The following is a 7,884-nucleotide window of genomic DNA, read 5'->3' as shown; positions in this document are numbered from 1 at the left end:
CTATGGGAGCTGGCTTGCCAGCGATGGCGGCCGCTCAGGCACCAGATAAATCAGGGCTTGGTATCAGCCTTGGCCACCGTGACCCAATACGGCGTGTGCTGCTCGATCTGCACCGGCAGGGTCGGCAGCAGAGCACTCAGGGCCTTGTCGGTGTCGTGCAGCGGGAAGCTGCCGGTGATGCGCAGGTCGGCGACTTCCGGCGCCACGCCCAGATAGCCACGGCGATAGCGACCGAGTTCGTGCACCAGATCGCCGAGCCGTGCGTTATCGACCACCAGCATGCCGCGGGTCCAGGCATCGGCGCCGGGGGTGAGTGCGGCGACCGCGTCGAGGCCGTCGTTGCGAATCAGCACTTGCTGGCCTTCGCGCAGAATCTGTTCTTGAGGATGGCTTTGCGGATGTGCGGCCACGGCCGACTGCAACACGCTCAGGCGCGTACCTTCATCTTCACGCTTGACCAGAAACCGTGTGCCCAGCGCGCGCATGCTGCCTTCGCGGGTTTCGACGATGAAGGGCCGCGCATCGCCGTGACCGGTCTCGACCATGATCTCGCCTTCCTGCAACACGATCAGGCGCTGGCTGGCATCGAAACGCACATCCACCGCGCTGTGGGTGTTGAGGTTGAGCACAGTGCCATCGGCCAGCCGCACCGTGCGCTGCTCGCCGGTGGCGGTGCGTTGATCGGCCAGCCAGTAATCCAGCGGCAGGTAGCGATCACCGGCAAACAGCGCCAGGCCGACCATCGCCACCACGCTGGCCAAGCCGCTGCCGAGCTTGCGCACCCTGCGGCGAATGCCCTCGCGCGATTGCAGCAACGCAGCGCGGGCCGGGCCGTTGGCGACGCTGAAGCGCTGATCGAGCATGCCCAACTGACGCCAGGCGCGGGCATGTTCTTCATTGGCTGCGTGCCATTTGGCGAACTCTTCGCGCTCCAGCGCACTGCTGGAATCCAGCGACAATTGCCAGGCAATCGCCGCGTCCAGCACTTGGGCCGAAACCGGTTTGGAACTGGCCGGGCTCATGTCGGCTCACCGTAAAGGGCGATGTAGCACTGGCGAATGCCCTGAGCGAGGTATTGCCGCACACGCGGCACCGAGACGCCGAGCTTCGCGGCGATTTCGGCATGGCCGAGGCCGTCGAGGCGGTTATAAAGGAACGCGGCGCGGGCCTTGGTCGACAGTTTGCCGAGCAGGCGGTCGATGGCCTTGAGGTCTTCGAGGATCAATTGCTGTTCTTCCACCGAAGGCTGTTCGCCCTCGGGGATCAGCATCAATTCGGCGAGATAGGCCTGCTCCAGCGCCGCGCGACGGAAATAGTCGAACAGCAGGCCCTTGGCGATCGCCACCAGAAATGCTCGCGGTTCGCGCGGCGTCAGCAATTGTTCGCGACCGAGCAGGCGCACGAAGGTGTCCTGGCTCAGATCTTCTGCCCGTTGCGGGCACGCCACGTTGCGCCGCAACCAGCTCAGCAGCCAACCGCGATGGTCGCGATACAACGCACCGACGAGTTCACTGTGAGGGCTTGGGACTGACGACACCAGACGCACCGATTGGGAAATGTTAACCAACGAGAATTGTTCGCGATTCTCGCAGAGGTGGGAATGGTTAGCAATTGGCCACTGGTCGGGTGAAGTTAATGTGGACTCTGTAGGAGCTGCCGCAGGCTGCGATCTTTTGATATTGCTTTTAAAAACAAGATCAAAAGATCGCAGCCTTCGGCAGCTCCTACAGAGGGATGTGGTTCGGCTGCAAATCTAGAAGGAAGGCGCCTGCTGTCGACGCTTCCACTGACTCAAACGCTGCAGCAGATTCAGCGGACTGTGAATCTGCTGCTGCCGCGCCCGGCTGAACAGGATCAACGCCAGCTCCGCCGTGGCCAGCGCATCGGCACTCGCGTTGTGCCGCTCGAACACCTCAAGCCTGAACCAGTCGATCCATTCATCCAGCCCGGCCTCGCGGATATTTGCCTGCGGGCACAACAGCGGCGCCATGTCCGCGACATCCAGAAACACGTTCTGCAGCTTGTAGCCCAGGTGTTCCTTCAGCGCGCGCCCGAGCATGTGCTGATCGAAGGGCGCATGAAACGCCAGCACCGGGCTGTCGCCGATGAATTCCATCAACGCCAGCAGCGCCTCGGCCGGGTCACTGCCGGCAGCAATCGCATTCGGCCCCAGGCCATGGATCAACACGCTGGGGCTGAGCTTCAGCTCCCGACATTGCAGGGTGCGCTCGAACTGCTGGCTGAAGTCGATCGCACCGTCCTCGATGACCACCGCACCGATCGACAGCACTCGATCCTTGTTCAGGTTCAACCCGGTGGTTTCCAGATCGAGCACCACCCAGCGCTGCTCGCGCAGGCTGCATTCTTTCAGTTCGCTGATCGCCGGCAGCTCCGCCAGACGTTGTTGCAGGTCGGCCGACAGCAGAGGGCTGGCCGGGCGCAGCCACGAAAACAGGCTCATAGCTGATACCGCAAGGCCAGGCTGCTTTGCAGGCGCTGGGCCTGACGCAGGGATTCACGCAGGATGCGCCGGTCCAGATGATTGAGGCTGTCGGGGTCAACGCGATTGGACCAGGGCAGATTCTCGCGGGTCTGGATCTGGTGTTGTTGCATGCGCGTCTGCTGGATGAAGTGGTAAGCCTCTTCATACGCCGCGCCGTCGAGCCGTTCGATGACTTCTTTCTCGACCAGTTGGCGCAGGCGTTCGAGGGTGTTGTTGGTTTCGATGCCGTGGGCCAGTGCCAACAGGCGCGCGCCGTCGACGAAGGGCGTCAGCCCCTGGACCTTGAGATCGAGGGTGGCTTTTTCGCCGTTCTTGCGCGCCAGCACAAACTCGCGGAAACGCCCCACGGGCGGGCGATTGCGCAGGGCGTTCTCGGCCAGCATGCGCTGGAACAAACGGTTGTCGCCGACCTGATCGAGAATTCCCCGGCGCAGTTGCGTGCAACCTTTCTCGTCACCCCAGACCACTCGCAGGTCGAAATAAATGCTCGAACCGAGCAGGTTCTCCGGCGTCGCTTCGCGGATGAATGCCGCAAAGCGCCGCGCCCATTCCGCCCGCGACAGGCACAGTTCCGGGTTACCGGCCATGATGTTGCCCTTGCACAGGCTGAACCCGCACTGCGCCAGGCTCTGATTGATCTGCTGGGCGATCGGCAGCAGCTTGCCGCGAATTTCCGCCGCGTGCGCCGCGTCCCGTGCTTCGAACAGGATGCCGTTGTCCTGATCGGTGTGCAGCGTCTGTTCGCGCCGGCCCTCGCTGCCGAAGCACAACCAACTGAACGGCACGCCGGGGTCGCCTTTTTCGGCGAGGGTCAGTTCGATCACCCGGCACACGGTGTGGTCGTTGAGCAGGGTGATGATGTGAGTGATCTGGGTCGAAGACGCTCCGTGGGCCAGCATGCGTTCGACCAGTTGGCCGATCTCGCCGCGAAGGCTCACCAGTTGCTCGACGCGCTGGGCGCTGCGGATGGTGCGGGCCAGATGCACCAGATCGACCCGTTGCAGGGAGAACAGATCGCGCTCGGAGACCACGCCGCACAAGCGCTGATCCTTGACCAGGCAGACGTGGGCGATGTGCCGTTCGGTCATGGCGATCGCCGCGTCGAAGGCGCTGTGATCCGGTGACAGGAAGAACGGCGAACAGGTCATGTGGCGCTCGATGGTTTCGCTGAAATCACCGCTGCCATTGGCGACCACCTCGCGCAGGTCACGCAGGGTGAAAATCCCCAGCGGCGCCTTGTGCTCATCCACGGCGACGATGCTGCCGACCTGTTGCTCGTGCATCAGCTTCACCGCCTCACGCAGTGGCGTGTCCGGGCTGCAGGTCACTGGATGGCGCATCGCCAATTCGCCGAGGCGGGTGTTGAGCGAATACTGGGTGCCGAGGGTTTCCACGGCTTTCTGCTGGACTTGCTGATTGACCTGATCGAGCAGGCTGCTGACCCCGCGCAGGGCGAAATCGCGGAAGCTGTTGGACAGGGCAAACAGCTTGATGAACGCCGGTTTGTTCAGTTGCAGGCAAAAGGTGTCTTCGCCGGCCAGGTGCTCGGTGCGGGTCGCCCGCTCGCCAATCAGCGCGGCCAGCGGGAAACATTCTCCGGTGGTGATCTCGAAGGTGGTTTCGGTGCCGGGCCGGGTGATGTGCTGGCGTTCGCCGACCACTCGGCCCTGTTTGACGATGTAGAAGTGTTCGACCGGCCCGTCGGCGGGCTTGATGATGCTCTCGTCCTGGCCATAGAAACGCAGCTGACATTGCTCCACCAGATAAGCCAGGTGGGCGTGTTCCATCTGATTGAAGGGCGGGAAGCGCTGAAGGAATTGCAGGGTGCCCTGAATGTTCTGCAACACCGCGGTTTTCCCTGCCTGGGTGAAGGCGTCCGCTTTACTCATAACCATTACCGCAGTCTTTTTTGAATTGTTGTTGTCGGATCGTTGCAGCCATGGTCGACCCCTGCGCGCGGGGTGCCCATTGGACGTAAGTCTAGGTTTGAGCTGCCGTAGGGCACATTTGGGAAGTGCCCTACAAAAACAGTCGGAAATTCCCTCGCCAGCCTCTTGGAAAAAAATCCGACGAAGTGCACATTGAAGCTCTGCTTAGCGATGTCTGACGACTGTGCCAGGTGACTGAATTGAAAACGTAGAGAATGCCATGTCCGACCACGATATTTTGAGCGACGCCGAGCGTGAAGCGCTTAGCGCTGTCATGCTCGAACCCGACTTGCCGCCGCAGCGTGTACTGATCGTCGATGACGACAAGGACGCCCGGGAGCTGTTGTCGGAGATTCTCGCGTTGGACGGTATTCACTGCATGACCGCAGCCAGTGGCGAGACCGCACTGAAGATGCTTGCGGAAAAACCCTCGATTGGCCTGGTGATCACTGATCTGCGCATGGGCAACGTCGGTGGTCTGGACTTGATTCGCCAGGTACGCGAGTCGGTACGGGCAGCGATGCCGATCATCATTGTTTCCGGCGATGCCGATGTGAAAGACGCCATTGCGGCGATGCACCTGAGCGTGGTGGATTTTCTGCTCAAGCCGATTGATACGGGCAAGTTGCTGGGGCTGGTCAAACACGAATTGGGCATCGAGCCCTGACTTTTTGCTGATCAAAAGATCGCAGCCTTCGGCAGCTCCTACATCAGATCAAAAGATCGCAGCCTTCGGCAGATCCTACAGGTGACCTCATGTAGGAGCTGCCGAAGGCTGCGATCTTTTGATTCTGCTTTCCAAAGAAAAAGCCCTGATCGCAAGATCAGGGCTTTTTCATGTCCGGCAGTCAGCGCAGGTTACAGGCCGTTGGCCTTCTTGAACTCGCGACGACGACGGTGCAGCACCGGCTCGGTGTAGCCGTTCGGCTGTTTGGTGCCTTCGATCACCAGTTCGACCGCCGCCTGGAAGGCGATGTTGCTGTCGAAGTTGGGTGCCAGCGGACGGTACAGCGGGTCGTTGGCGTTCTGACGGTCAACCACCGGCGCCATGCGCTTGAGGCTTTCCATCACTTGCGCTTCGGTGACGATACCGTGGCGCAGCCAGTTGGCGATGTGCTGGCTGGAGATCCGCAGCGTCGCACGGTCTTCCATCAGGCCAACATCGTTGATGTCCGGCACTTTCGAACAACCCACGCCCTGGTCGATCCAGCGCACCACATAACCGAGAATGCCCTGGGCGTTGTTGTCCAGTTCGTTCTTGATCTGCTCCGGCGTCCAGCTCGGGTTGACCGCCAGCGGGATGGTCAGAATGTCGTCCACCGAAGCGCGGGCACGTTTTGCCAGTTCGGCCTGACGGGCGAACACGTCGACCTTGTGGTAATGCAGCGCGTGCAACGCAGCAGCGGTCGGCGATGGCACCCAGGCAGTGTTGGCACCGGCCAGCGGGTGAGCGATTTTCTGTTCGAGCATCGCCGCCATGAGGTCGGGCATCGCCCACATGCCTTTACCAATTTGCGCACGACCTTGCAGGCCGGTGCTCAGACCGATATCGACGTTCCAGTTTTCGTAGGCGCCGATCCACTTCTCGGCCTTCATGTCGGCCTTGCGCACCATCGGCCCGGCTTCCATGGAGGTGTGGATTTCATCGCCCGTGCGGTCGAGGAAACCGGTGTTGATGAACACTACGCGCTCGCTGGCCGCCTTGATGCAGGCCTTGAGGTTGACCGTGGTGCGGCGCTCCTCGTCCATGATCCCGACTTTGAGCGTGTTGCGTTTGAGGCCCAGCACGTCTTCGATGCGACCGAACAGCTCGTTGGTGAACGCCGCTTCTTCCGGGCCGTGCATTTTCGGTTTGACGATGTAGACCGAGCCGGTGCGCGTATTGCGACGCGAAGTGTTGCCATTGAGGTTGTGCATCGCCGCCAGGCAGGTGACCAGACCGTCGAGGATGCCTTCCGGCACTTCGTTGCCGTCCTTGTCCAGGATCGCGTCGATGGTCATCAGGTGGCCGACGTTGCGCACGAACAACAGCGACCGGCCGTGCAGGGTCACTTCACCGCCGTTCGGTGCGGTGTAGGTGCGATCCGGGTTCATGGTGCGGGTGAAAGTCTGGCCGCCCTTGGCGACTTCTTCGGACAGGTCGCCCTTCATCAGGCCGAGCCAGTTGCGGTAGATCACCACTTTGTCGTCGGCATCGACGGCGGCCACGGAGTCTTCGCAGTCCATGATGGTGGTCAGGGCTGCTTCCATCAGAACGTCTTTGACACCGGCAGCGTCGGTCTGGCCGACCGGGGTGCTGGCGTCGATCTGGATTTCGAAGTGCAGACCGTTGTGTTTCAGCAGAACGGCGATCGGCGCGTTGGCATCGCCCTGGAAGCCGATCAGTTGTGCATCGTCGCGCAGGCCGGTGTTGCTGCCGCCCTTGAGGGAGACCAGCAGTTTGCCGTCAGCGATCTTGTAACCGGTGGAGTCGACGTGGGAGCCGGCAGCCAGTGGCGCCGCTTCGTCGAGGAAGGCACGGGCGAAGGCGATGACCTTGTCGCCACGCACCTTGTTGTAGCCTTTGCCTTTTTCCGCGCCACCGTCTTCGCTGATGGCGTCGGTGCCGTAGAGGGCGTCGTACAGCGAACCCCAGCGGGCGTTCGAGGCGTTGAGGGCGAAGCGGGCGTTCATCACCGGGACCACGAGTTGCGGGCCGGCGGTGCGGGCGATTTCATCATCGACGTTTTGCGTCGTTGCCTGGAAATCAGCCGCTTCTGGCAGCAGATAACCGATTTCCTGCAGGAAGGCTTTGTAGGCCACGGCGTCGTGCGCCTGGCCGGCATGTTCCTGGTGCCAGGCATCAAGACGAGCCTGGAAGTCATCGCGTTTGGCGAGTAGGGCTTTGTTCTTCGGTGCCAGGTCGTGAATGACCTTGTCGGCACCTTCCCAGAATTTTTCGGCGGTGAGGCCGGTACCGGGAATGGCTTCGTTGTTCACGAAGTCGAACAGGACTTTGGCGACCTGCAGGCCACCGACTTGAACGTGTTCAGTCATTGCTTGCCTCACTCTGCTCAGCTATTTCGCTTTTCAGCTCTTCAATTTAACAATGAAGCCTCTGGCCATTTAAACCACAAACCTTCCGACCAGTACATGCCATTGCTGGCGGCTGGGCTGGGACCAATCAACGGCTTGGGGGCCTTGCTGACGGGGCTTTCAAGGTTGCGAACGTGCCTTGGGCAGACATCGATCCAGCGTTATGTAGTGCGCGCCGAGGCATACTACATGATGCGTTGCGCTTGTGAAAATCAGACTAATTACGTCGTTCTGCGACCTCATGACGCATTGCGGTCACGTCGCGGAACGGGATGTTCTCAAAAAACCAGCAGATTGTTCCAGCTAAATATAAAAAGTTGTACACATAAATGCTGTGCAGCTCCCATTCAGCTTCGATGAGCCTGTATTTGTGGCGAG

Annotated in this window: 6 protein-coding genes; 1 reads left to right on the top strand and 5 read right to left on the bottom strand. The window is 61.0% G+C overall.

Annotated elements, in window-relative coordinates:
* Positions 1–50: 50 nt before the first annotated feature.
* From DBR18_RS06415 to DBR18_RS06400, 4 genes are all read right to left on the bottom strand, one after another.
* Positions 51–1,022 carry a FecR domain-containing protein gene (locus DBR18_RS06415; RefSeq protein ID WP_108589706.1) on the bottom strand — a complete coding sequence of 324 codons (972 nt, stop codon included), beginning with the start codon at positions 1,020–1,022 and terminating at the stop codon, positions 51–53.
* A complete protein-coding gene (locus DBR18_RS06410; RefSeq protein WP_045121971.1) occupies positions 1,019–1,537 on the bottom strand; it encodes an RNA polymerase sigma factor in 519 nt (172 codons plus the stop codon). The genes DBR18_RS06415 and DBR18_RS06410 overlap by 4 nt, the downstream gene beginning before the upstream one ends.
* A 216-nt stretch (positions 1,538–1,753) precedes the next feature.
* Positions 1,754–2,461: a PolC-type DNA polymerase III gene (locus DBR18_RS06405; RefSeq protein WP_108589705.1), complete on the bottom strand. Its 708-nt coding sequence runs from the start codon at positions 2,459–2,461 to the stop codon at positions 1,754–1,756.
* Positions 2,458–4,392 carry a putative nucleotidyltransferase substrate binding domain-containing protein gene (locus DBR18_RS06400; protein ID WP_305891528.1) on the bottom strand — a complete coding sequence of 645 codons (1,935 nt, stop codon included), beginning with the start codon at positions 4,390–4,392 and terminating at the stop codon, positions 2,458–2,460. Before DBR18_RS06400 ends, DBR18_RS06405 begins: the two co-directional genes overlap by 4 nt.
* Before the next feature lie 259 nt (positions 4,393–4,651).
* On the opposite strand from DBR18_RS06400, the gene DBR18_RS06395 reads away from it, so the two are divergent.
* Complete coding sequence (locus DBR18_RS06395; protein ID WP_108589703.1) at positions 4,652–5,098, top strand: response regulator; 447 nt, start codon at positions 4,652–4,654, stop codon at positions 5,096–5,098.
* Positions 5,099–5,289: 191 nt separating this feature from the next.
* Here DBR18_RS06395 and DBR18_RS06390 read toward each other — a convergent pair whose 3' ends face one another.
* Complete coding sequence (locus tag DBR18_RS06390; protein WP_108589702.1) at positions 5,290–7,467, bottom strand: malate synthase G; 2,178 nt, start codon at positions 7,465–7,467, stop codon at positions 5,290–5,292.
* Positions 7,468–7,884: the final 417 nt, after the last annotated feature.

It is taken from the genome of Pseudomonas sp. HMWF021 (genome assembly GCF_003061005.1).
Taxonomy (GTDB): domain Bacteria; phylum Pseudomonadota; class Gammaproteobacteria; order Pseudomonadales; family Pseudomonadaceae; genus Aquipseudomonas.
The sequence above is the reverse complement of the archived record's forward strand: the minus strand, read 5'-3'. Positions and strand labels throughout refer to the sequence as shown.

Coding starts and splice junctions, on each gene's coding strand:
- DBR18_RS06405 (WP_108589705.1), bottom strand. CDS start 2,461: ATGAGCCTGTTTTCGTGGCTGCGCCCGGCCAGCCCTCTGCTGTCGGCC.
- DBR18_RS06400 (WP_305891528.1), bottom strand. CDS start 4,392: ATGAGTAAAGCGGACGCCTTCACCCAGGCAGGGAAAACCGCGGTGTTG.
- DBR18_RS06390 (WP_108589702.1), bottom strand. CDS start 7,467: ATGACTGAACACGTTCAAGTCGGTGGCCTGCAGGTCGCCAAAGTCCTG.
- DBR18_RS06415 (WP_108589706.1), bottom strand. CDS start 1,022: ATGAGCCCGGCCAGTTCCAAACCGGTTTCGGCCCAAGTGCTGGACGCG.
- DBR18_RS06395 (WP_108589703.1), top strand. CDS start 4,652: ATGTCCGACCACGATATTTTGAGCGACGCCGAGCGTGAAGCGCTTAGC.